This window comes from Nocardioides sp., assembly GCF_036267815.1.
In the GTDB taxonomy this organism is placed as follows: domain Bacteria; phylum Actinomycetota; class Actinomycetes; order Propionibacteriales; family Nocardioidaceae; genus Nocardioides.
The window spans coordinates 1-24,324 of sequence record NZ_DATAVI010000039.1 but is presented as its reverse complement, the minus strand read 5'-3'; the positions used below and the strand labels follow the sequence as shown (position 1 = coordinate 24,324).

Here is a 24,324-nt window from a genome sequence, read left to right as displayed (position 1 = left end):
TTCCCTAGCGGAAGGCCGCGACGACTCCGACCAGCAACGGGGCGACCAGCAGACCGGGCAGCAGGTCGGCGACGGCGATCTCGCGGATGCGCAGCAGGCGGAAGGCCACACCGACGAGCATGAGTCCCCCGGCCGCGGTGATGGCGGCCAGCTGGGCGTCGGGGAGCACGTTGCCCAGTGCCGCGCCGAGGGCGGTGATCCCTCCCTGCACCACCAGGACCGTCAGCGCGCTGGCGGCGACCCCCCAGCCGAACGACGAGGCGAAGGCGATCGCCGCGAAGCCGTCGAGGGTGGCCTTGAGGTAGAGCTGGTCGGCGCCATGGCCGAGTCCGTCGGACAGCGAGCCCAGGATCGTCAGCGGACCGGTGCAGAAGACCAGGGACGCCGTCACGAAGCCCTCGATGAAGCGCGCCCGCTCGGTCGTGTCCGCCGCACCGGACAGCCGACCCTGAAGCCAGCCGCCGAGGCCTTCGACGCGGTGCTCGAGGCGGAGCAGCGAACCCACGATCCCGCCGATCACCAGCGACCCGAGCACGATCAGCAGGGGAGCGTGGGGGCCGACCTTCGCGGCCAGCGCCGGGTCGTCGACCGCCATCGCCGACATCCCGGCGATGAGCAGGGTCACCAGGCCGAGGACGTCGGTCACCAGGTCGCGGGTGCGGGCGGGTAGACGATTGCCCGCGAGCACGCCGACCGAGGAGCCGGCCAGCACGGTGAGCACGTTGACGGCAGTGCCGGAACCGGCGATCACATGACTCCTCGAAGGACACCTAGGGACAAAGCGGCGGACTGAGCGTAGTCTGCCCGTGCGGCATCGACGGGGGGACCGGAAGGTGCCGTTCCTTCGTCGACCCGGAGGTCTACGGATGACAACGCCCCCGCACCCTTCCCCGCACGCCGGAATCCGTAGGAGGACCGCATGAGCCGGTCCCCGGTCGCCTTGCGCGACGCGATGCTCGCCGACGCCGAGCAGCTGGCCGAGCTGTGGCAGCCCTTCCTTCGTCGTGGCGCCGAGGAGCAGCTGCACGACCTGGCGTCCACGATCGAGCAGCTCGGGGAGCGTCCGGGCGAGCGGCTCCTGGTCGCCGACTACGACGGCGTGTTCGCCGGTGCGGCGTTCCTCAAGGCCGGGACCTACTCGCCGGTCAACCCCGAGCCGGTGCTCGAGGTGCACAACGCCGCCGTCGTCGCGGCCTTCCGGCGGCGCGGCATCGGCAAGGTGCTGGTCGAGGCCGCCGTCACCTGGGCCGAGGAGCTCGGCATCGGCCACGTGGCGACCGCCGCCGCCTCGGGCTCCCGCGAGGCCAACCGGTTCATGGCGCGACTGGCGCTGGGCCCGCAGGCGGTGCTCAGGGTCGCGCCCACGCCGGCGGTGCGGGCCAGGCTGACCTCCCGCAGCCCGGGTACCCGCCAGGTGACCCAGGTGCTCGCCGTACGCCGAAGCCTGCGCCACGCGCGCTCGGTCTCGGGCACGATCTCCGGCAGCTGAGGGGCCGAGGCTCGCTCATCGCTCGCACACCGACCGCGCTCTCACTCCACGCCGGAGTGCGGTCGGACGGCGACCCTGCGGATCAGCCGGTCAGGACGGCGCCTCAGCGGTCGCGGGGGAGCAGGGCGCAGGTGATACGGCAGGTGCACACGCGGCGGTCCTCCTCGTCGGTGATCACGACCTCGTACGACGCCATGCTGCGCCCGAGGTGCAGCGGCGTCGCCACGCCGGTGACAATGCCGCTGGTCGCCGAGCGATGATGGGTGGCGTTGATGTCGACCCCGACCGAGATCCGGTCCGGATGGGCATGGATCGCGGACCCCAGGGAGCCCAGGCTCTCGGCGAGGGCGACCGACGCCCCGCCGTGCAGGAGCCCGTAGGGCTGGGTGTTGCCCTCCACCGGCATCGTGGCCACGACGCGCTCGGCGGAGGCCTCGAGGATCTTCACGCCGAGCTTGCGGTTGAGGGCGCCCATGCCGGCCTCGTCGCCGGCGATGAAGGCCGCGAGCAGGGACTCCGGGGCGCTGGGGGTGCTCATGTCGTCATCCTGCCCGATCGGGCCGGCTCGGCTGTCGGCGGCGCTGGATAGAGTCGGCGAGTGCCCGCCCCCGACGCCGTGACAGTGACCTCCAGCCGGCCGCGGCTGCTCCTCCTCGACGGCCACTCCCTGGCCTACCGAGCGTTCTTCGCCCTTCCGGTGGAGAACTTCTCGACCACCACCGGTCAGCACACCAACGCGGTCTTCGGGTTCACCTCGATGCTGATCAACGTCCTGCGTGACGAGCAGCCGACCCACATCGCGGTCGCGTTCGACAAGTCGCGGCAGACCTTCCGCCTCCAGGAGTACGCGGAGTACAAGGCGAAGCGCAACAAGACACCCGACGAGTTCTCCAGCCAGCTCCCGCTCATCGACGAGGTGCTCGACGCGCTGAAGATCAAGCACCTCGTCAAGGAGGGCTACGAGGCCGACGACATCATCGCCACGCTGGTGACCGAGGCGCTCGCCGAGGGCTTCGAGGTGCTGATCCTGTCCGGCGACCGCGACGCCTTCCAGCTGGTCACCGACGACTCGACGGTGCTCTACCCCATGCGCGGGGTGTCCGAGCTCGCCCGGATGACCCCCGACGCCGTGGAGGAGCGGTACGGCGTTCGCCCCGATCGCTACCCCGAGCTGGCAGCGATCGTGGGGGAGACCTCCGACAACCTGCCCGGCGTGCCGGGCGTCGGTCCCGGCTTCGCCGCTCGCTGGCTCAAGGAGTACGACGGGCTCGACGGCGTTATCGCCCACGCCGACAAGATCACCGGCAAGAAGGGGGAGGCGCTGCGCGAGCATCTCGGCGACGTCATCCGCAACCGCCACCTCAACGCGCTGGTGCGCGATCTCGACCTCGAGCTGGCGCCGGCCGATCTCGCGGCCCAGTCGTGGGACCGCCAGCTGGTGCACACGTTGTTCGACTCCCTGGAGTTCCGGGTGCTGCGCGAGCGGCTCCTGGAGTCGTGGGACGTCCAGCACGACGACATCGACGACTCGGGCTTCGCCCTCTCGGGGAGCATCCTGGGCGGCGGCGACGTCGCGGCCTGGCTCGGCGAGCACGCCGAGGAGGGCACGCGGACCGGCCTGACCGTGCACGGGGCGTGGGGCGCGGGCACCGGTGAGGTCCGCGGCCTGGCTCTGGCCGCGGCCGACGGGCAGGCCGCCTGGGTCGACGCGGCGGAGGTCACTCCCGACGACGACGCCGCGCTGATGTCCTGGCTGGGGGAGCCCGACCGCGACAAGGTGCTCCACGACGCGAAGGGCCCGATGCTCGCCCTGGCGGCTCGCGGGTGGCCGCTGCGCGGGCTGGTCAGCGACACCGCGCTCGCGGCGTACCTCGTGCGGCCCGACCAGCGCTCCTACGACCTGGCCGACCTCACCTTGCGCTACCTCAAGCGCGAGCTGAAGCAGGGCTCGGGGGACGAGGGGCAGGAGGAGCTGCTGTTCGACGACGAGACCACCGGGGGCGGGGTCGCGGAGACCGCGATGCTCCGTGCACGGGCGGTGCTCGACCTGGCCGACACCCTCGACGACGAGATCGAGGAGACGGGCGGCACGCGGCTCCTGGCCGACGTCGAGCTGCCGCTGGTCGACCTGCTGGCCACGATGGAGCAGACCGGCATCGCGGTCGACATCGAGCACCTGGAGGGGCTCGAGAGCCACTTCGCCGACGAGGTCCGAGACGCCGCCGCCGAGGCGTACCGCGTGATCGGCAAGGAGATCAACCTCGGCTCTCCCAAGCAGCTCCAGGTCGTGCTCTTCGAGGAGCGCGGCATGCCGAAGACCAAGCGCTCCAAGACCGGGTACACCACCGACGCCGACGCGCTCCAGGGCTTGTTCGAGAAGACCGAGGACCCGTTCCTGCTGCACCTGCTGCGCCATCGCGACGTGATCCGGCTGCGGCAGACCATCGAGGGTCTGCTCAAGACCGTGCAGTCCGACGGCCGCATCCACACGACGTTCAACCAGACGATCGCCGCGACCGGCCGGCTCTCCTCCACCGAGCCCAACCTCCAGAACATCCCGATCCGTACCGAGGAGGGCCGCCGCATCCGGGAGGGCTTCGTCGTCGGTGGCGGGTTCGACTGCCTGATGACCGCCGACTACAGCCAGGTCGAGATGCGGATCATGGCCCACCTCTCGGAGGACGCCGGGCTGATCGAGGCGTTCAGGTCGGGGCAGGACTTCCACTCGATCACCGCCTCACGCGTCTTCGGGGTGCCCGCCGGCGAGGTCACGCCGGGCCAGCGGGCCAAGATCAAGGCGATGAACTACGGCCTGGCCTACGGCCTGTCGGCGTTCGGCCTCGGGGCGCAGCTCCGCATCGACCCGAGCGAGGCCCGGGGGCTGATGGACGAGTACTTCCAGACGTTCGGCGGCGTGCGCGACTACCTCGCCGGCGTCGTCGACGAGGCCCGGCGCACCGGCTTCACCGAGACCCTCTGGGGTCGTCGCCGCTACCTGCCCGACCTCAGCAGCGACATCCGGCAGCGCCGCGAGATGGCCGAGCGGATGGCCCTCAACGCGCCGATCCAGGGATCGGCCGCCGACCTGATCAAGGTCGCGATGCTCCACGTCGACGAGGCCATCCGCGCCGCCGGACTCGCCTCGCGGATGTTGCTCCAGGTACACGACGAGCTGGTCTTCGAGGTAGCCCGCGGAGAGCGGGAGGCGCTGGAGGAGGTCGTGCGCCGAGAGATGGGCGGGGCGGCGGACCTCGCCGTCCCGCTCGACGTGTCGGTGGGCACCGGTCGCTCCTGGCACGACGCCGCCCACTGACGGGCTCGAGGTCACCCCGCGGCGAAGGGCTCCGCGATCCCCGTCACCGGCAGGCCACGTCCGCGCTCGTGGGCGACCAGCAGGACGACGACGAGCACGGCATCCACGGCGATGACGACGCTGAGCATGGCCGTGACCGTGTGGACGGTCAGCCCGAGTCCGACGATCGTGGCCAGACCCAGCCAGGTCAGGTAGACGCTGCGCTGGCCGCCTCGCGCGATCAGGGCGTAGACCACCATCATCATCACCGCGAGCAGTGTCCCGAGGACCGCGAAGACCCAGAGCCGCGAGCGCACGTCGGCGTACTCCGACCCGCCGACGAAGACCAGCGCCAGGCCGGGGAGCACGGCCGTCGCGGCGGTCGCAAGGGCTCCCAGAGCGACCACCGAGCCGACCGCCAGGACGAACGTGCGGGTGCTCTCGCCCGAAGCCATCGAGGGGAAGGCGACGATCGAGACGAACTGCGGCAGGAACAGCACGGCCTTGGCCAGGATCAGGCCGGCGGCGTAGAGCCCCGCCTGGTGGGAGCCGAGGACGTGCCGGGCGACGATGAGGTCGACGTTGCTCACCGCGAACAGCGCGAGCAACGCCTGGGAGTTGTGGACCATCTCGGTCACCAGTGAGCGCAGACCCTCGCCGAGCCCGTCGCGGCCGGCGGAGACCCGGCCTCGGCGGTGCCGGAGGGCCCGCAGGCCCACCAGCACCGGGACCACCATGGTGACCGTGACGGCGACCGCGCCCCAGCGCGGCTCCGGGCGCCACAGCATCAGGGCCACCCCGACGAGCAGGCGCGGCGCGCCCAGGCAGACCTGCACCGCGGAGAACGCACCCCATCGGCGCTCACCCTGCAAGATGCCGCTGAGGCCGCCGACGAGAGTGAGCGGCACCGCCGAGACGCCCAGCAGGGCCGCCATGAGCAGGTCGTCGAGCTGGAGGGTCACGTCGATCAGCGGCGTCAGCACCAGCAGCACCAGACCGATGCCGAGGGAGCTGACCAGGGTGAGCCGGACGAGGTGCGGCTCGACGTCGTCGAGGCTGTGCTCGCCCGACGACAGCCGGCGCGCGGCGGTGGCCTGGAGGCCGAGGGAGCCGACGTTGACGACCATGAGGAGGTTCATCCAGGCCGCGAGGGCGCCGTACCCGGTCGGCCCGAGGAGGTGTGCGGAGGCGATCGTGAAGCCGTACGTCGCGCCGTTGAACACCAAGACGGCCGCGGCGACCCCGCCTCCACCGCGGAGCGTGGCGCCGGACGTCGACGACTCCACCGCCCGCGCCATGTCTCCGGAGCCTAGGGCACCCGACCCGCCGACTCGTCGAGGCGGTGGGCAGCCCCGGGCCGAAGGTCCTGCAAAGTTACTCGGGGGTTAACCACGAGCCCGATTGCGTTATATCCTCCGGGCCAGTCCCGTGCCCGGTCGGGCGCGGTGGATGCGCCGTGCCGCCTCAGGCCGGGCGCCAGGGAGGGAGCAGCGTGCGAAGCACCTTGCTGTCAGGAGCCGTACTCACCGTCGCCTCGATCCTGGTGATCGTGCTCAGCTCGGGCCTCGGGCTCGACGTGGAGTCGGTGGCACTCATGGGGGCCGGCAGCGGGGCGGTCGTCGCGCTCGTCCCCGGCCGCAGTCCGGGGCTGCGTCTGGTCGGCTTCCTCGTCGGCTTCGCGCTGTCCTGGGTGGGGTACCTGGTCCGGGCCGGGTTCCTGCCCGACACGACGACCGGACACGCGATCGCCGTCGGCGTGGTCGTGGCCCTGTGCACGGCCGCTGCCGCTCTGAGCCGCGAGCGCCTCTCGTTGTGGACGCTGCTCCTGGGTGCCGCCGTGCTGGCCGGGAGCTACGAGACGACCTATATCGAGGCCCCGAGCCAGGTGCTGCGCACCTCGGCCTCCTCCTCGACCAGTGTTCTGCTGGCGTTCGCCTTCGGGTTCTTCGCCGCCGCCCTGGTCGCTCCCGGTGGTACGCCGTCCGACGAGGCCGTCGCCCCGGCGACGCCTGATGCTCCCCCCGCGACGACCAGCAAACCGGAGTCAGGCGCCGACGACACGAGACTCGGGCCGATGCTGAAGGACAAGGAGGACGCTCGATGAGGGCGCTGGTCACCGGTCGGCCCGCACGGCTCGCCGCCGTGCTGACCGTCACCGCCCTGGTGGGGCTCGGTCCGGGATCGGCCTTCGCCACCGGGAGCGGCTCCAGCGGGGTGTCCACGGTCAACACCGAGACCGTCCAGACCTACCTGAACGCCGACGGCAAGGTCGACAGCTCGCGGCTCTACGAGCAGCTGACGCTGACCGGTCACGGCTCGGTCTCCGTGCAGAACCCGGTCGACCCCGACGGCCTGCGCAACCTCAACGGCTTCGGCGGGCTGAACCCGAAGAACGGCGTCCTCGACCAGCACTACGACGTCAACGGCGTCTCACAGGGTCGCAGCGTGAGCACGTTCGACACCGCGAAGCTGCCGATCTCGGTCGCGGTCGGCTACGAGCTGGACGGCAAGACGGTCTCGGCGAACGACCTGGTCGGCGCCACCGGCGACGTGAAGGTCACCTACACCGTCAAGAACCTCACGACCAAGAGCGTGCCCCTGACCTTCACCGACGGCGCCGGTGGCACCAAGACCGCGTCGGGCGACGTCCCGATCCCGATCGTCGGCACCGTCGTGTTCGACCTGCCCAAGAACTTCACCGACGTGCAGTCCGTGGCGGCCAGCATGGGTGGCGACGGTCACGGCGGCACCCAGATGGAGTACCTCCTCACGCTGTTCCCGCCGATCGGCTCCGACACGGTCTCGTTCGGGTACACCGCCCACCTGACCGACGGTCTCCTGCCGCCGGTCTCGTTCACGGCCGTGCCGGTCGACCCCACGACCAACCCGACCTTCGCCACGGCCGTCACCAGCTACCAGTCGGGCGCGAAGACCGGCGACAAGCTGGCCGCGGGCGCGACCAAGATCAACACCAACCTGCTGCGACTGCGCGATGGCGCCGGGCAGCTCCTCGCCGGCCTGATCAAGCTCGACAACGGTGCTCACCAGCTCCAGGCCGGACTCTCGGGCCAAGCCGCTCCCGGCTCAGCCCAGCTGGCGGGAGGCGCCCACCAGGCGAGCGTGGGCGGGGACAAGCTCGCGGCCGGCCTGACCAAGCTGCACGACGCGCTGGCCGGCCTGCCCCAGCAGCTGCGGCACAACCATAAGTACCAGCTGCTCCTGGGCGCCCTCACGAAGATCGCCACGGGCGTCGGCAACCTCAACGACAAGCCCACCGTCAAGAGCCTGCTGGGTGGCCTGAACGCCATCCAGCAAGGACTCGAGGTGGGGCCGTCGAACGACTGCCTGGTCTCAGCCACCGGGGGGACCCCGAAGAGCTGCGGGGCGATCGACGCCGTGAAGACCCTGGCCCTGTCGGTCTCCTTCAGCCGCAGCCAGGGCCCCGGGGTGAACATCGGCGGTCTCCAGGTGATCAGCCTGGGAGACCTCCAGACCCAGCTGACCGGAATCGCCAACACGACCGGCTGCGCGGGAGTCACCGCCTGCCAGAACGCCGTCCAGGCGATGGTCAACCGGCTCAAGACGGGGGGCGACTACGACCAGCAGCTCGCCCTTCTCCAGACGAGCCTCAACACCATCGCCACCCAGGCCGACCAGCAGCTGCTGGACAAGGGCGCAGGCCTCGACCAGCTGCGCGCGGGGCTCTCGCACGGCAACTACAAGGACTGCATCCACACCCAGTGCGGCATCAAGGAGGCGGCGCTGGCGGTGCAGGCCGGTGTCCCGCTGCTCGTCGACTCCCTGCGATCGCAGATCCTCGCCGGGCTGGGGACGCCCACCCCCGGCTGCAACCCGAACAAGACGCTGCGTTGCGGCGCGACGGCTCTGGCCAACGGCCTGGGTCAGCTCGACTCGGGAGCCCAGCAGCTCTCCGGAGGGCTCAGCACCGCGGCGTCCGGCTCGGACCAGCTCGCCAACGGCATGCAGCAGGCGCGAGACGGTGCGCCGCAGCTGAAGAACGGCGCCAACGAGCTCTCCAAGCGCGGGGTGGTCAAGATCGTGCACGCCGGGCAGAAGACGGCCCAGCAGTACGGCAAGCTCTACGCCACGCTCGTTGCCGGGGCGAAGCGAGCCCACACCGACGGGATGATCTACGGCGCTCCGGCCGGGTCGATGGGCCTGATGGCCTACGACTTCGAGATCAACGGCAACGACGGTCAGGGGTCGCGCAACGTCGAGCGGCTCATCCTCGCGATCGTCCTGGGTGGGCTCGGTCTCGGTGCCTTCGCCCTGCGTCGGCGCGCCGTACCCTTCCTGCCGAAGGCCTGAGCCAGGACGGCCGAGCAGACGCAGTCCGTCTCAGCAGAGGTCGGCGGCGAAGATGGCGGTGCCGGGGGTGAGCCGGCCGCGCACGCGTGACCAGCCGCCCCAGACCCGGTCGTGGTCCTCGGGCCACTCGGGCTCCAGCAGGGCCACGATCCGGAAGCCCCCCGCCGCCAGGATCTCGACCCAGTCGCCGAGCGTGCGGTGGTGCTCGACGTAGGAGACGTTCCCGGTCTCGTCGTCCAGCTCGACGTAGGGTCGCCGGTCCCAGTAGGACGAGGTCGCGGTGAGACCCGCATCGGACGGGTCGTCGGGGAAGCTCCATCGGGTCGGGTGGGTGATCGAGAAGCCGAACCTGCCCCCGGGGCGCAGTACCCGCGCGACCTCGGTCACCGCCACCGCGAGGTCCGCGACGAACTGCATCGCCCCGAACGAGCAGAAGACCACGTCGAAGGACCGGTCGGCGAACGGCAGCGCCGTGGCGGTCCCCAGCACCGACGGGACGGCGATACCGCTCTCCTCGTCGATCCGCCGCGAGTGCTGGAGCTGACGCGCCGAGAGATCCACGCCGTACGACGCACCGCCGTGCGCGCGCACCCACCGCGAGCACTGGCCGCCGCCCGATCCCACCTCGAGGACGTCGTGCCCGGCGACGTCGCCGAGGACGCCGGCCTCGTCCTCGGTCAGTCCCTCGGGACCCCATACGAAGCCGGTGTCGCCGAGGAACCCACCGTGGGTGGCTTGGTACTCGTCGGCGTAGCGGTCCCAGTCGGGGCCGTTGGCACGCCGTGACTCGGCCTCGCTGACCGCACGCCGTTCGACACGCACGCGCTGCGGCAGGTGGTCCTCCACGGTGGCGACCCTACTGGGCGCCTGACAGGCTGGCCGACATGGACTTCGCCGACCTGACCCCCCTCGCCGGCGGCTGGTCCGGGCAGACCTACCTGGCGCAGACGGCGGGGGAGCGCACCGTCGTCCGGGTCTACCCGCCGCGGCTGCGTGACGATGCGGCACCCGAGATCGATGCCGCGGTGCTCCGGCTGGTCCGTGGTCTGGTGCCGGTGCCCGATGTCTTGGAGGTGCGTCGCGGAGCCGCTGAGGGGAGCAGGCCGGGCCTCCTGGTCACGTCGTTCGTCACCGGCGTGCGGGGTGACCTCCTCCTGACCACGCTGGACGAGGCCGGCCTCGCGGTCCTCGGCGGGCATCTGGGCAGCCTCGTCGCGACCGTCGCTGGGATGCCGACGCTTCGGCCGGGCCCGTTCGTCGATCCCGAGCTCACGATCGGCGACTTCGGGATGGCTGACGGGCTGCCCGGCTTCGTGGCGGAGTACGCCGACTCCCTCGGCTGGCCGGCTGCCGACCTGAGCTCGCTGATGGCCGTCGCCGAGCACGCGCAGAGCCTGCTCGACAGCGTCGGCCGCAGCTGCCTCGTGCACTCCGACGCCAACCCGAAGAACGTGCTCGTCGACCCGGAGTCCCTGGTCGTCACCGCCGTGTTCGACTGGGAGTTCGCCCACTCGGGCTGTCCAGTTTCAGATCTCGGCAACCTCCTCCGCTTCGACCGCGTGCCCGCGTATGCCGATGCGGTCCTGGCGGCGTGGTGTGAGAGGCGCGGGACCTGTCCAGCCGAGACCTTGGAGCTCGCCCGCGCCGCCGACCTCTGGGCCCTCGTCGACCTCGCGGCACGACGAGGCCAGAACCCGGTCGCTGACCGAGCCCACGAGCACCTCCTGGCCATCGCGCGGACTGGCGACCTGCACGCTCTGCCGTCGTAGCGCACCACCCGATGAGCGGATGTCCCGCGAAGGCGGTTGAAGGTTCAGTCGAGCGCAGCGAGCGCGAGACGATCACCTACTTCACCTTCGAGGCGGTGGAGTTGCGGGCCGCCACCATCGGCAACGTCCTTCCTGGCGTTGAACAGGCGGACCCACAGGCCGGCGGCCCAGGCGTCCTGGACCTCGGACTGCGCCCAAGGCCGCCCAGTGGCCACTTGGTAGGAGGCAATGAACTCCCCGGTCTGCGCGACGGAAGCCGCTCCCCCCGGTTCCCCAGTCGCGGCCCACACGGCGGCTGCAAGGCCGACGATGGATGTCTCCGGTTGGGCGATCACGCTGTCCCAGTCGTGCACGGCCAGCGGGGCCTCGGAGGCCCAGGCGATGTTCTGGGACTCCCAGTCGCCGTGACCGATGCGCACGGAGGCACGGCCCGAGGTGAGCCGATCTCGCACACGCCGAGCAGCCTGGTCGATCCAGGTGGGCGCACTCAGGGCGTTGAGGTCCCGGCCCTCATCGTCAGCGTCCGGCCACAGCCGTGCCCCTGGGTGGTCCCACCCCGTCCATGGCGGTGACGGCGCGAGGGTCGGTGTTCTCGATGGGTCGGGCGCTGAGTCGATGAGGCGGGCGAGGAGAGACGCAAAGGGTGCCGCACCACTCTGCGGTGACGACTGACCGCCGCCTGGCATCGCGGTTTCGGCGGTCACCGCCAGCCCGCCAAGCCTTGTCACGCCAGTCAATGGCGGAGGGCACGGGAATCCCGACCGAGCAAGGTGATCCTGGACGGCCAGACAGCCCATCAGGCGGGGGTCGTACGGACGCGCCTTGATCACAACCTGGCGCCCACTGGTGAGCTGCACACCGACGACTTCGGAGAGGTGCCCCGAGCGGAACAGCACGGACTCAAGTCCGTCCTCCAAGTGCTGGTGGCACCACTCACTGAGCGCCTTGTCGTCCACCACGTTGGCAGTATCCCGCCAACTAGCAACGCACTCTGTGCCGCTGTCCAGTGTTCGTGCCTCCTGGTAGGTGGGTGGTGCCGCTTCGGCGACCGCCACCCTGGTGCGCCAGGAGTAGGAGTCCTCAACGACCGATGCTTGGGGGTCCGGCAAGCCGATCACTGGTCCGAGTGCGGCGCTGGCGTTGGCGATGACCGGTCGGGCCGTCGCTCTGGACGATCTGGCAGGCGAGGGTGTCACCTAGTGAGGCAACGGATCCGGGAGGCCAGCTCGCCTGAGCCTCGGTGTGGGACAGCCCGACGGTGGTTGTCAGCTTCCGCGGTGGCAGCCGACGACCAGGAATCGGATGACTGGCAGCGCGGGCGCCGTGTGCTGCCCCGTCCGCGTGACCGGCTCGACGAGCTCGTCGAGGACGAAGCCTGCCCGCAGCGTGGCGTTGAGGTAGGTCGACAGCATCCGGTGGTGAGCGCCCACCCGGCCACGCACCCCGTCTCCACCGGTGGTCCACCAGCCCTCTGCGGCATACCCGCGGTCCGGAGGCCAGCTGCTCAGCTGTTCCGATGTCGCGTCGTGGAGACCCGGGAAGCAGGAGTGGAGGAGTGAGAAGCTGAACCAGCCCCCGGGCTTGAGGACCCGGGAGCCAGACAACCTGGACCGGCCCTCGAAGACGTAGCCTGCGGAGCATGTCCGGACCAGTGCGCGGCCTACCAGCCGGGCCCGAGCGGCCCTGCCTCCTGCTCACCCATGCCACCGTCTGGCCCTCTCCCGACGCGGGCCTCCTGAGCGCAAGGACTGGACGACCGGGCCGGAGTCTCGAGTGAGGGGTCACATGGCCGAGCACGGAGCGTGGCGTCGCATGGCTTCCGACTACGAGCTGGCGCGCGGTCGGCCGGACTCGCTCGACACGCTCGTCGAGTGGCCGGCCGAGCTGGACGCCATCGGCGACCCAGCCGGCCTGGCGGTGCTCGACGTGGGATGCGGGAACGGCGGCAAGTCGCTGGAGCTGTCAGCGCGCGGGGCATCGCGGGTCGTGGGCCTCGACGTCACCGAAGGGTTCCTGCCGGTGCCGGAAGGCGCGGACGTCCGGTTTCGGCAGCACGACCTGTCGAGGTTGGCTGACCTCGCCGTCGACGAGCCGTCCCGCTTCGACCGGGTGCTCTTCCTGTCGTCCCTCGGCTACGCCGACGACGAGGTTGCGACCCTCGTCGCCGCGCGGCAGCTGCTGCGACCGGGAGGCGCCGTCGTCGTGGCGAGGACGAGTCCGATCCGCTACGCCGTCGAACGATCCGAGCGTGACGGTGGCGGTCTGGGCGTCGCCTATCACGATTCCGAGCCGTGGACCTACCGGCCGAGCTGGGATCCGTCGATCGAGCTCTCGCGACGCACGCGGAAGTTCTCGGACATACTCAACTCGTTCTCCGCGGCAGGCCTGCGCGTCGCGGGATGCACCGAACCTCGGCTGAGCAGCGAGCAGGCGGAGCTCTACCCGCACAAGCAGCAGTGGATGGACCGCTATGTCGGGATCGTCATCTTCCGACTCGAGGTCACCTAGCCGCAGCGGCCCTATCCCGGGCGAGACGAAGGAGCGCCGGCATGAGTGTGACCACGCGGGTGGCCGACACCTCCGACCTGGCCTTTCTCGCGGGTGCCGACACGCACCTGACCCCGGAGCGGCTGGCCGACCTCGTGGCCGTGGGCCGTGTGCTGGTCGGTGTGGTCGACGGTGATGTCGTGGGGTTCTTGCGCTGGGGCCTGTTCTGGGATCTGGTCCCCTTCATGAACCTGCTCTGGGTCCTCCCCGAGCGGCGTGGCACCGGCGTCGGCACCGCCTTGGTCGATGCCTGGGAGGGGGCCCAGCACGCCGCTGGTCACGACCTCGTCCTCACCTCGACGATGTCCCACGAGAGGTCGCAGCATCTCTACCGGCGGCTCGGCTACGTCGACAGCGGTGCCCTGCTCCTGCCCGGCGAGCCGGCAGAGCTCATCCTCCGCAAGTCACTGGCCTAGTGGCCTGTCCGCCTCCGGCTCGGGCGAGGTGAGCGCTCACATGCCTGGGGGAGCGGGCGCGGTGTGCACGCTGCACGCGTTCTGCCACGGCTTCTCGAGGGTGGTCTCCGAGGCCGTGCAGGAGTAGTCGTAGCGCGTGCCGCTGACATTGACGAAGGTGTCCAGCGTCGAACCCGACACGATGTCGTAGCCCGGGACTCTCCAGGTCAGCTCTGCGTAGGGACCGGCGATGACCGCCGGCGACATCGGCATCAGCCCCTCTGCGACGCCGGCGGTGTGGTCCTTGTAGGCCTCCATCTCGCTGTCGGCGAGGTTCGCGGTCCGGCCCAGGCTGACGTAGGTCACCCAGGTGGGCAGGCTCGCCCGCGGTGTCACGACTGCCTGGCAGAACTGGATGCCGTTCGGGGTGGTGGTGCACCCGGACAGGCCGGAGGTGTCGGCGGCGTAGTCCGCCTCGCTGATCGTCGTGACCGACATCTGCGGGTCGTCGGCGACGGTGGCCCGGGCCTTCCCCGACAGGTCGGCGGTCCGGGCGTGCACCGTCAACGCTTGGGCGGCACCCTGGGAGAGGTCCGTGCGGTCGTGGACGACGACATAGCCGGCGAGCGAGGCTGCGATCACGGTGGTCGCGACGGCGGCGGAGGCGACGAGTCTGCGTGTGGTCACGCCAGGAGTCTCTCGGTCCCGCTCCGGTACGGTCTGTCACCTATCTGACACAGGCAGGGGTGGGCTCGCGAGTTGGACGCGCTGTACGGCCCCCGCGTAGACTCGACGGGCGCTTGGAGTCCGCCGGCGTCTCGGACGTAGCGGACACCGGCTCGCTATCTCCCCCCGCGGTCGGCTCAGGTCCACCACGGAACCCGATGGTAGTGACCAGGGCTTCACGCGTGCCCGCCCTTCAACTCCATCCATCCGAGGAAACACCTTCCATATGACGAGCAGCGCCTTCGCTTACGCCGACACCGAAGCTCCCCAGGTAGCGATCAACGACATCGGGTCCGAAGAGGACGTCCTGGCCGCGATCGACGGCACCATCAAGTACTTCAACGACGGCGACATCGTTGACGGGACGATCGTCAAGGTCGACCGCGACGAGGTCCTGCTCGACATCGGCTACAAGACCGAGGGCGTCATCCCCTCGCGAGAGCTGTCGATCAAGCACGACGTCGACCCCAACGAGGTCGTCACCGTCGGCGACAAGGTCGAGGCCCTGGTCCTCCAGAAGGAGGACAAGGAAGGCCGGCTGATCCTGTCCAAGAAGCGCGCGCAGTACGAGCGCGCCTGGGGCACGATCGAGCAGGTCAAGGAGGAGGACGGCGTCGTCGAGGGCACCGTCATCGAGGTCGTCAAGGGCGGCCTGATCCTCGACATCGGCCTGCGCGGCTTCCTGCCGGCCTCCCTGGTCGAGATGCGTCGCGTGCGCGACCTCCAGCCCTATGTCGGTCAGACGCTCGAGGCGAAGATCATCGAGCTCGACAAGAACCGCAACAACGTGGTCCTGTCGCGTCGTGCCTGGCTGGAGCAGACCCAGTCCGAGGTGCGCCACGGCTTCTTGACCCAGCTCCAGAAGGGCCAGATCCGCAAGGGCGTCGTCTCCTCGATCGTGAACTTCGGTGCGTTCGTCGACCTCGGCGGCGTCGACGGCCTGGTCCACGTCTCGGAGCTCTCGTGGAAGCACATCGACCACCCCAGCGAGGTCGTGGCCGTCGGCGACGAGGTCACTGTCGAGGTGCTCGACGTCGACATGGACCGCGAGCGGGTCTCCCTGTCGCTCAAGGCGACCCAGGAAGACCCCTGGCAGCACTTCGCCCGCACCCACCAGATCGGTCAGATCGTGCCGGGCAAGGTCACCAAGCTGGTGCCTTTCGGCTCGTTCGTGCGGGTCGAGGAGGGCATCGAGGGCCTGGTCCACATCTCCGAGCTGGCCGAGCGCCACGTCGAGATCCCGGAGCAGGTCGTCCAGGTCAACGACGACGTGATGGTCAAGATCATCGACATCGACCTCGAGCGGCGCCGGATCTCGCTGTCGCTGAAGCAGGCCAACGAGACCGCGACCGCCGCGGACGTCGAGGAGTTCGACCCGACCCTCTACGGCATGGCCGCGACCTACGACGACCAGGGCAACTACATCTACCCCGAGGGCTTCGACCCCGAGACGGGGGAGTGGCTCGACGGCTACGACGAGCAGCGCAAGGTCTGGGAGGACCAGTACGCGCAGGCACATGCTCGCTGGGAGGCCCACGTGCGCCAGCAGGCCGAGGCCAAGCAGGCCGAGGCCGAGGCGGGCGAGGCGACGTCGTACTCCTCGGGCGGCGACGAGGTCGACGAGGCCGACACCGGCTCGCTGGCCTCCGACGAGGCGCTTCAGGCGCTGCGCGAGAAGCTCACCGGCGGGGGCGCCTGACCCCGCGAGCAGCTCCACGACCACCCAGAAGGGCCCGGCGTACGCCGGGCCCTTCTGTCGTCCCCAACGGCTCGACCGACCCCCAGGATCTCTTGGGCTCGGTGTCCCGCGGCTCTTGTGGCTCCTGGTCACACCACCTATACATGGGCATGCGTCATCACTCGGGTGACGACCGCACATCTCGGGGGTAGCTCATCCATGTCCGTGACCTCACCTCGTCGCCGACGTCTCGCCGCTGTCTCAGCCTGCGTCCTCATCGCCTCCGCAGGCGGCGAGGTCGCATCGCCGGCCGGCGCGGCGACGATCCCACCGCCCCTCACCGGCCGCGTGCTGCTGCCGGACGGCTCGCCGCTGGCCGGTGCTCGCGTGACTCTCCAGGCAGAGGTCGCCCAGCAGATCGCCGGCGGTGACGGCACCGACGGGTTCCTGGTCGGCACGGCCGTGACCGATGACGCGGGCGCGTGGTCGGTCGTGCCGCGCTGGCCGGGCCCGCTCGACGATGCCGTCCGCAACCCCGACGGGTCGATCACGATCCAGGCCGAGGCGTCCTCCGCCGACGGCACCTGGGACCAGGTGTTCGACGTGGACGTGGATGAGCCGACCGCTCCGGCGGAGTCCGCCGTCGTGCCGGATCTGGGTGACTCCGGCATTCTCTCGGGTGACCCAGGGGGCCCGGTCACCGGCGTGGCGCTGAGCCTCGTGGGCGCGACCCCGTCGACCCCCACCACGCCCAACCCTCTGGCCCCCGTCGAGACCGACTACCCCGACGGCACGGCGTACGACATCGCCGACGCGGACGACGGCGACGAGACCGGTCTCCATGCGGGCAAGCCCCCGAAGAAGACCTGCGACCTGGCGCACCACGTCTGCTACCTCACCGGCGATCCGGGAGCCTGTCGGACGAGCGAGAAGGTCTCGGCCTGGCGGAGCATGAAGGGCGACGACCACACGCAGCAGCGCTGGGTCCCCGTGCAGGCGATCTGGACGACCGCTCACGGCCACGAGCACTACGCGGTGAAGAACGGTCGGACGACCCAGATGTCGATCGCGTACGGCGGGGCTTTGGGCAACTACAAGGGCGGCCTCGCCTTCAGCACCAGGGACTCCTCGGACATCGGCAACAGCGCCAGCGTCGGCACCTGGTTCAGGGGCTACTTCCGCGAGCAGTGGATCTTCCGCAAGCAGCGCCAGTGGTGTGTCGGAGCCGATCCGGGTCACGTCGACTACAACCTCATGCGCGACAGCGGCGAACGCCGGTTCGTCCCCGAGCAGTGGTTGGGAGGGCTCGACGAGTACTCCGACACCATCCCGCTGTTTGCCTGTCACGATGCGTACGCGATCACGGTCCACAAGGGCGACCAACCCTGGGTCGCCCGGACCAGCAGGACGAAGCTGTCCGGATACTTCTCACTCTTCGGAGTCGCCCTGGACGCGGCGACGCAGAACGACGCCCGGCACAAGCTGACGCTCACCGCGAACGACACGACACGGTTCTGTCCTGACTCGTCGACGTCGATCGCGCACGCCGACCGGGTGCAAGAGGAGTGAGACGTCGAGACGGCGTCACGGGGAGGGCGGCCGCACCGCCGGGGCTGCTGGTCGTGACCGCCCTCGTCGTCGCGGGAGCCTGCTTGCTGGCCACCCGGGGAGCCAACCCAGCAGAGGTGCCACCGATCGGGCGCAGCTTGGCCACCGTTCCGCTGCACGGCAACGACTGGACGCTTCCCGGCGGGGGAGTGGTCACCGACGGGTTCGAGGTCCTCGAGCTCGCCCCGGGCCAGTCGCCGGTCACGATCACCTCGGTGCGGCTCATCGGGGCGCGCGACGTGAGGCTGGTCGGGGCCCGAGTCGCCGGGCCGCACCGGGAGGTCTACCAGTTCGCGGGAGATCGGGGCTTCCCCTCCGTCGACGGCAAGCGCAGTCGACCTGCGGTCGGGACGACCATCGCCGAGGCGAAGCGGGGTTGGGGACTCCTTGTCGGACTGCGCGTCGGATCTTCCGGCTACCCGATGATCGTGGGCGTGGAGGTCCGCTACTCGGTCGACCGCGGGGTCAATCATCAGGTGTATCGCCAGGTGTTCCGAGGGGGAGTGATCTTCTGCGCCGACCGGCCCCCCAGCAATCGCGGCCGCTGCCGGCCCCCGAACGACCTGGAGAAGCTGGTCGGCAACGGCGGAGAGCAGTAGCCATCAGCCCACTCACCACCTCAAGTCCGCCCGCCTTCGCACCGCCCCGCCTACGCCAGGCTGACCAACACTGCACAGACACGCGCGCAGACAACCAACAAGCACGAAGGCCCGGACCACAGGGTCCGGGCCTTCGCGTGTGCCGGTCGATCAGGGTGACGGTGACCCGGCCACCACCAGCTCGGTGAGCGACGAGTAGGTGCACCCGCCGTACCCACCGTTCGGGCAGTTGCTCGAGTACGGCGCCGGGACCTGGTTGGCCTCGATCGTCGCTCGCACGTAGAGCACGTTCGACGTACCCGGCCCGGTCACGGTGACCGTGTTGAGGTGACCGACGCTCGCGCTGGTGTACGTCGGCTGCGCGACCTGCGTCCACGAGGTGCCGTTCGGTGAGGTCTCGATCTTGAGCTCACCGGTGGCCGTGCTGGTGCCCGTGCCGCAGGTCTCACTGGGATCGACCTGGAAGGAGGCGACGTCGACCGCCTGCGGCAGCCTCACCACGATCGCCTTCGGATCGAAGGTGCCGGTCGCGCCCTTGCTCACGCCGGCGTCGGTCACCCAGCTCGTGCCCTCACTCTGGTCGAAGGCCTGCGCGGGTCCGCAACCGGCTGCCGTGTAGTCGGTCCCTTCGGCCGACTGCACAGACGCGCCGCCATCCAGACTGGCCCAGTCACGGGTGATCTGGAAGTTGGTCGCCTTGGCGTTGGTGAACGACCCGATGGAGACCGCCTTGCCCCGCTTGGCCGAGGGCAGGTAGCCCCCGAAGGTCGCCACCACCTTGGCGTAGGTGCCCGTGACCAACCCGACTCCCGCGGGGAAGATCTGGTAGTCCCCGTCGGCGTCGGTGATCGCCGTGTTCTGGTACCCCTGACCGGTCACCTGGACGAGCGCCCCGGCCACCGGCAGATGGGTCTGCGAGTCGGTCACCGTCCCGGCCATGACACCGTCGTGCGCGTGACGCGCCCGAGGCGGCGTGTGGAAGTCGCTGGCCGGGGTGGTGTCGTCGGAGTCGATCGACCCGGCGTAGAAGCCCATCCCGCGGTTCGCGAACACCTTCCAGATGGCCTTCTCGTACTTGCCGTTGTAGGCCACCAGGTCGGCCCGGACGATGGCGTTGCGCATGTCGAGGAAGTCAGGGTCCTCGGCCGACATCGTCATCGCACGGGTGACGAGGTTGTCGGTCACCTTGCGGCCCAGCCTCTCACGCAGCTGCCACAGGGTCTGGCCCCAGATCTCGCCACTGCCGTGCACCTCGGCGCCACCCACGATGTTGGGGAAGTCGCCGTAGACGTAGCCGCCCTTGACCTTCGAGTCGAAGCCCGACGTGCAGCCCTTGGTCTTGGCGTTCCTCGGGCAGTCCATGGCCATGGTGCGGATCAGGTGCTGTCCAGCGGCGACGTACTTGCCCTCGAGCAGCTCCCCGGGCTTCTTGGTGTCCTTGAGGAAGTGGTGCGCGACGAGGTAGTCCATCGCGTAGTAGTCGCTCCACGCCTCACCCATCGACCCGGCCTGGATGCTGTTCAGCGTCGAGTTGCCGTTGGCGTCGATGACGAGCCGGTTGGACAGGCCGTGGGTGTACTCGTGGTACTCCACCGAGGCGTCCAGGGAGCCGGTCGTCGGGACGAACGGGTCCTCGGCGTCGCTGGCCCCGGCCAGGTGGAACAGGTACATCTGCATGATCGGCGAGATGCCGTCGGGAGGCGTGGCCATGTTGGCGTTGTCGATGTGGTTGCCGTCCGGCATCCCGCCGGCGGTGTTGGCGCCGTCCAGGGTGTTCAGCATGACCGGGTCGCCGCCCTTGCGGGTGAAGTTGCCGGCCGCCGGGGTGAACGAGATGGGCTTCTTCTGGAGCCAGTCGTGGAAGTTGCTGGCGAAGTAGAAGCCGTTGGCGGTGACCGCGTTCATGTTCTTGCGCCACGAGTTGGTCTTGTGCGGGCTCCAGGTGCAGACCCACTTCTTGCAGAACGACGAGGCGTTGATCCCGAACCTCTTCAGCTTGAACTGTGCGCCGTGCTTGGTGCCCGGCACCGTGGTCTTCTCACCGGGGTTGATCTTGTCGTCGTCGTTGAGGTCGGCGAACGCCGTCACGGACGTGCCCTTGAGGAATGTCGCCTTCTTGTTCAGCCATCCGCGCTTGAAGAAGTTGACGACCCTCGCCTTGCCACCCTTGTGGGCGCCGGGGTAGTTGTCGTAGACCTCGGCGTCGCCGTTGGCGTCGTCGGTGTTGGAGTGCCGGTACAGCGTCGAGCCGGTCGCGGCGTCGATGACGTGCTGGTAGGCGCCCTGCGGAGTCTGGACGTACGTCGACCAGCCGGGCCGCAGGCCCGATCGGGTCACGAACCAGACGGCTTGGGACTGGTCGCCGTTGGACCAGCGGGTCTCCGCGTCGGCGCCGCCGCGCGAAGCCGCCACCGAGGCCCGGGCGAGCGTGCCCTTGACGTCGCGGGCGGAGGCGGTGCGTGCACCGGAGGCCGTGACCTTCGTCGACGTGGGTGCCGTCGCGGCGAGCTTCGCCAGGCCGGTCACCGGGCTGCCCTGCACAGCGAGCACGCGTCCGTTGTGGGTGACGCGCACGATCAGGCCGTTGCCGAAGACGGTGCGGCCGCCGACACTCTGGGTCCAGGAGAGGTTGTGGTCGCCGAGCGGGTCGACGTAGTCCTGCCGCAGGTGCAGCGTCTTCAGGTCACCCTTGCGCAGTCCCAGGGCGGACAGGTGCGAGCGGACGTAGCGCAGCGCCACCTGTCGAGCCGGCGCCGACGAGCGGCCCGTGAGGTAGCCGTTGAGCTTGCCGATGTCGCGCACCGTGTGGGTGAGCGGGTCCATCGAGACCACGGCTTGCACGCCGAGGCTGCGGTAGTAGCGCTCGACGCCCCTGCTCCGGGAGGCGACCTCCTGCCCCATCGAGCGCGAGAGCGCCGATCCGGAGAGCTGTCGCGCGTCGTAGTAGCCCGCACTCAAGGTCTGCGAGGAGCCCAGATGCGAGGTTGGACGGGCCTTGGCAGCCTGGCCATGGGTGGCGGCCTGGCTGGGCAGACCCAGCATGCTGACCGCGAGGACGGTGCCGCCGATGGCGGTCACCGTCGTCGCTTTGTTCCTGATCAGAGACACGGATGGTTCCCTTCTCAATGCGCCGGATGGTGAGGGGTGGGTAACACCCCAGCATTTGGAACCCCCAAATGGAAGCCTGTTGCGTAAGGTTCATACGTGCGTGTGGGACTGACGGGCGGGGTCGCCTCCGGCAAGAGCACCGTGTCCGCTTTGCTGGGCCGGCTCGGCGCGGTGGTGATCGACGCGGACGTGTTGGCGCGAGAGGTCGTCGCTCCGGGCACCCCGGGTCTGGAGCGGATCGTGGCCGTCTTCGGGCCGCAGATGCTCGACGCCGACGGCGCCTTGGACCGCGCCCGACTGGGTGCCCTGGTGTTCGCCGACCCGGCCCGGCGAGCAGAGCTCGAAGCCGTCATCCATCCGCGGGTCCGTGCGCGCGCCGCGGACCTCGAGCGCGACGCACCGCCCGGCGCGCTGGTGGTGCACGACATCCCGCTGCTGGTCGAGACCGGGCAGGCGGCCGACTTCGACGCCGTCCTGGTGGTCGACCTCCCGGTCGAGGAGCAGGTCGCCCGGGCGATGCGCGACCGCGGGTGGAGTGAGGACGAGGCGCGCGCACGTGTCTCGGCGCAGGCCTCCCGGGGGGAGCGGCTGGACGCAGCCACCCACGTGATCGACAACTCCGGGACGCTCGAAGACCTCCGCCAACGGGTGGCGGAGGTCTTCGAGGAGCTGGTCTCGGCTAGCTCGGCGTGACTGTCGTCCTGCTCACTGCTCCACGGTGATGCTTGCGTTCAGGTCGAAGGTGACGTTGGCCGTCTTGCGGTAGTTCAGGTGGGTCTCGGCCGAGATCACGTTCGTCCCGTCGACCAGCAGGCTCGTCGGCACGTCGAACGTCGGGTGCGTTGCATTGGCCGTGGGCACCGAGGTACTCGCGTAGGTGTTCGGGCCGATCGTCCCGCTCGGCATGTTCGCGCGCCCCACCTCCGTGCCGTTGACGTACACGACGATGCCGTCGTCGGCGACCGTGTTCAGCGTCAGCTGCACGACTCGTGACGCGTCGGCGATCTGGACCTGCTTGGTGAAGTAGGCCGCGAGCGGACGCTGCGTCGGGTCGGCGAACGTGTCGATCTTGGTCACCACCGAGCTCGGGCCGAAGCCGAGCACGGCAGGCCCCGAGCTCCACCCCGACGCGTCGAACGTCGGGGAGTTCCAGTTGCTCGGGAGAGCGTTGTTGTCGAACTTCCACGACCATGACGACCCGTTGGCCACGAGGGTGCTCGTCGTGGTGGTGGTCGGCGCGGTCGCCGTGACCGTCTGCGTGGAGGAGGTCATGGCTCCGTCGTTGTCGGTGACGGTGAGCGTCACGTCGTAGGGGCCCGCGCTGCCGTAGGTGTGGTTCACGGTCTCGCCCGACCCGTGTGCCGACCCGTCACCGAAGTCCCAGTCGTAGGACGCGATCGATCCGTCGGGGTCGCTGGAGTCCGAGGCGTCGAAGGAGCCGCTCAGCAGGTTCATGGTCGGCGTGAACGACGAGACCGGCGGCTGGTTCACAGGTCCGGTCCCCGTCTCGCCGCCCACGCCCGAGGCGAACATGGACTGGATCTGGTCCGAGGTGAGCGCGACGTCGTACTCGCTGGCCTCATCGACGGTGCCCTGCCAGAACGACGATGCCGGCCAGGTGCGGTTGTAGAAGTTGATGCCGAACACGCCGAGCTGCTGGAGCTTGGACATGTCGGCGTAGCCGACGCGGAGGTAGCTGCTGGCCAGCCCGGTCGCCGCGCGGGTCGTGACCGTGGTCCCGATCAGCTGCCCGTCGACATAGAGGCTCAAGGTGGTGCCGCCGTCGTACACGCCGACGACCTGGTGCCACTGGCCGTCGTTCCAGATGGTGTCCTGGTTGCGGAAGTTGATGCCACGGCCAGCGAGCGCGAAGGACAGGTCGCCGTTGTTGTCCATCACGATCGCGCGGTCGGTGGTGCCGCCGGCGCCGGTCGGGATGCTGCTCTGGGCCATCAGCACCCCACCGGAGGTGGTGGTGGTCCTGAACCATGCCGACTCCGAGAACGCTCCGGGAGCCGAGAACGGCTGGGCGGAGGAGATGTAGCCGTCGGAGCCGTTGAGCGTCACCGCGTTGTTCCCGTCGATGGCGCCGGGCACCCCCGTGGTGACCCCACCGTTGAAGCTGCCCGTGTTGGTGCCCGTCGAGCTGGAGTCGGCCGCGGTGTTCCCGGTGTCGTCCAGCCGCCACCACACCTGCGGGCTGAGCCCCGCGATGGCGGTCGAGTACGACGCCGGAGCGGTGCTGGAGACGGTGCCGGAGACCGCCGTCGACTTGGCGCTGGTGAAGGTGCCGTCGCTCGCGGTGACCCGGTAGGAGTGCGTCGACCCTGGCGCAAGCCCCTTGTCGTCGTATCTGAGCGTCGGCCGGCTCCAGGTGTAGGACTCCGCCGTCATCGTCGCGATCGGGGTGGTGGCGTTGTCGCGGTAGATGCTGTAGGTCAGGGTCCCGGAGTCGGGGTCGTCGGCGGCCGGGACCAGCAGGGTCAGCGTGTTCGCCGCAGTCGGCTGCACGGTGATCGCGAGGTTTGCCGTGAGCACGCCCGGCTGACCGCCGAAGGGGTCGGAGTTGTAGCTCCGACCGGGAGCGGCGGGCGTGGCGTGGTTGCCGTTGGCGACGAACCGTGTCAGGTAGGTCTGCGAGGTGTTGTTCACCGTGGTGAAGTCACCGCCGACGATGATCTGGGTGCCGTCGTTGGTGATGCAGTGCGGACCCGTCGCCGCGCTGCCGGAGCCGTTGGTGTTCGGCGACCAGTGCACGAAGGTGCCGTCGGCGATGTTCTGACC

At 69.9% G+C, this 24,324-nt stretch carries 20 protein-coding genes; 11 read left to right on the top strand and 9 right to left on the bottom strand.

Features of this window, described 5'->3' with window-relative positions; all coding sequences use genetic code 11:
* Positions 1–4 precede the first annotated feature (4 nt).
* A complete protein-coding gene (locus VHW64_RS07835; protein ID WP_329649969.1) occupies positions 5–751 on the bottom strand; it encodes a DUF554 domain-containing protein in 747 nt (248 codons plus the stop codon).
* 168 nt (positions 752–919) lie between these two features.
* Between VHW64_RS07835 and VHW64_RS07830 the strand changes: the two genes are divergently transcribed.
* Positions 920–1,489: a GNAT family N-acetyltransferase gene (locus tag VHW64_RS07830; protein WP_329649968.1), complete on the top strand. Its 570-nt coding sequence runs from the start codon at positions 920–922 to the stop codon at positions 1,487–1,489.
* A 103-nt stretch (positions 1,490–1,592) separates the two neighbouring features.
* Here the strand turns inward: VHW64_RS07830 and VHW64_RS07825 are convergent, their stop codons facing one another.
* Complete coding sequence (locus VHW64_RS07825; protein WP_329649967.1) at positions 1,593–2,027, bottom strand: hotdog fold thioesterase; 435 nt, start codon at positions 2,025–2,027, stop codon at positions 1,593–1,595.
* Between the two features lie 60 nt (positions 2,028–2,087).
* Between VHW64_RS07825 and polA the strand changes: the two genes are divergently transcribed.
* A complete protein-coding gene (gene polA / locus VHW64_RS07820; protein ID WP_329649966.1) occupies positions 2,088–4,802 on the top strand; it encodes a DNA polymerase I in 2,715 nt (904 codons plus the stop codon).
* Between the two features lie 11 nt (positions 4,803–4,813).
* On the opposite strand, the gene VHW64_RS07815 is transcribed toward polA, so the two are convergent.
* Positions 4,814–6,079 (bottom strand): polysaccharide biosynthesis protein, encoded by a 1,266-nt coding sequence (locus tag VHW64_RS07815; protein ID WP_329649965.1) that lies wholly within the window; start codon positions 6,077–6,079, stop codon positions 4,814–4,816.
* Between the two features lie 194 nt (positions 6,080–6,273).
* Here VHW64_RS07815 and VHW64_RS07810 point away from each other — a divergent pair, with 194 nt between their 5' ends.
* Positions 6,274–6,885, top strand: a complete 612-nt coding sequence (locus tag VHW64_RS07810) for a hypothetical protein (RefSeq protein ID WP_329649964.1) — start codon at positions 6,274–6,276, stop codon at positions 6,883–6,885.
* Entirely contained in the window at positions 6,882–9,110 is a 2,229-nt protein-coding gene (locus tag VHW64_RS07805; RefSeq protein WP_329649963.1) for a hypothetical protein, read from the top strand. The genes VHW64_RS07810 and VHW64_RS07805 overlap by 4 nt, the downstream gene beginning before the upstream one ends.
* A 30-nt stretch (positions 9,111–9,140) precedes the next feature.
* Here the strand turns inward: VHW64_RS07805 and VHW64_RS07800 are convergent, their stop codons facing one another.
* Positions 9,141–9,956: a class I SAM-dependent methyltransferase gene (locus tag VHW64_RS07800; RefSeq protein ID WP_329649962.1), complete on the bottom strand. Its 816-nt coding sequence runs from the start codon at positions 9,954–9,956 to the stop codon at positions 9,141–9,143.
* Between the two features lie 38 nt (positions 9,957–9,994).
* On the opposite strand from VHW64_RS07800, the gene VHW64_RS07795 reads away from it, so the two are divergent.
* On the top strand, positions 9,995–10,879 hold the full coding sequence (locus tag VHW64_RS07795) for a phosphotransferase family protein (protein WP_329649961.1): 885 nt from the start codon (positions 9,995–9,997) through the stop codon (positions 10,877–10,879).
* A 44-nt stretch (positions 10,880–10,923) separates the two neighbouring features.
* On the opposite strand, the gene VHW64_RS07790 is transcribed toward VHW64_RS07795, so the two are convergent.
* Positions 10,924–11,838 carry a phosphotransferase gene (locus VHW64_RS07790; RefSeq protein ID WP_329649960.1) on the bottom strand — a complete coding sequence of 305 codons (915 nt, stop codon included), beginning with the start codon at positions 11,836–11,838 and terminating at the stop codon, positions 10,924–10,926.
* 306 nt (positions 11,839–12,144) lie between these two features.
* Entirely contained in the window at positions 12,145–12,483 is a 339-nt protein-coding gene (locus VHW64_RS07785) for a hypothetical protein (RefSeq protein WP_329649959.1), read from the bottom strand.
* A 208-nt stretch (positions 12,484–12,691) separates the two neighbouring features.
* On the opposite strand from VHW64_RS07785, the gene VHW64_RS07780 reads away from it, so the two are divergent.
* Both VHW64_RS07780 and VHW64_RS07775 read left to right on the top strand, forming a co-directional pair.
* Positions 12,692–13,387: a class I SAM-dependent methyltransferase gene (locus tag VHW64_RS07780; protein ID WP_329649958.1), complete on the top strand. Its 696-nt coding sequence runs from the start codon at positions 12,692–12,694 to the stop codon at positions 13,385–13,387.
* A 41-nt stretch (positions 13,388–13,428) separates the two neighbouring features.
* Positions 13,429–13,842 carry a GNAT family N-acetyltransferase gene (locus VHW64_RS07775; protein WP_329649957.1) on the top strand — a complete coding sequence of 138 codons (414 nt, stop codon included), beginning with the start codon at positions 13,429–13,431 and terminating at the stop codon, positions 13,840–13,842.
* Between the two features lie 36 nt (positions 13,843–13,878).
* Here the strand turns inward: VHW64_RS07775 and VHW64_RS07770 are convergent, their stop codons facing one another.
* Positions 13,879–14,508, bottom strand: coding sequence for a hypothetical protein (locus VHW64_RS07770; RefSeq protein WP_329649956.1), 630 nt, complete (start codon positions 14,506–14,508; stop codon positions 13,879–13,881).
* A 265-nt stretch (positions 14,509–14,773) separates the two neighbouring features.
* On the opposite strand from VHW64_RS07770, the gene rpsA reads away from it, so the two are divergent.
* From rpsA to VHW64_RS07755, 3 genes are all read left to right on the top strand, one after another.
* A complete protein-coding gene (gene rpsA / locus VHW64_RS07765; protein ID WP_329649955.1) occupies positions 14,774–16,246 on the top strand; it encodes a 30S ribosomal protein S1 in 1,473 nt (490 codons plus the stop codon).
* Between the two features lie 198 nt (positions 16,247–16,444).
* A complete protein-coding gene (locus tag VHW64_RS07760; protein ID WP_329649954.1) occupies positions 16,445–17,794 on the top strand; it encodes a carboxypeptidase-like regulatory domain-containing protein in 1,350 nt (449 codons plus the stop codon).
* A 53-nt stretch (positions 17,795–17,847) separates the two neighbouring features.
* Positions 17,848–18,432: a hypothetical protein gene (locus VHW64_RS07755; RefSeq protein WP_329649953.1), complete on the top strand. Its 585-nt coding sequence runs from the start codon at positions 17,848–17,850 to the stop codon at positions 18,430–18,432.
* A gap of 150 nt (positions 18,433–18,582) precedes the next feature.
* Here the strand turns inward: VHW64_RS07755 and VHW64_RS07750 are convergent, their stop codons facing one another.
* Complete coding sequence (locus VHW64_RS07750; RefSeq protein ID WP_329649952.1) at positions 18,583–21,540, bottom strand: M36 family metallopeptidase; 2,958 nt, start codon at positions 21,538–21,540, stop codon at positions 18,583–18,585.
* Positions 21,541–21,636: 96 nt separating this feature from the next.
* Between VHW64_RS07750 and coaE the strand changes: the two genes are divergently transcribed.
* Positions 21,637–22,233, top strand: a complete 597-nt coding sequence (coaE, locus tag VHW64_RS07745) for a dephospho-CoA kinase (RefSeq protein ID WP_329649951.1) — start codon at positions 21,637–21,639, stop codon at positions 22,231–22,233.
* 12 nt (positions 22,234–22,245) lie between these two features.
* Here the strand turns inward: coaE and VHW64_RS07740 are convergent.
* The coding region (locus VHW64_RS07740) for a PKD domain-containing protein (protein WP_329649950.1) at positions 22,246–24,324 on the bottom strand (2,079 nt) is incomplete at its 5' end.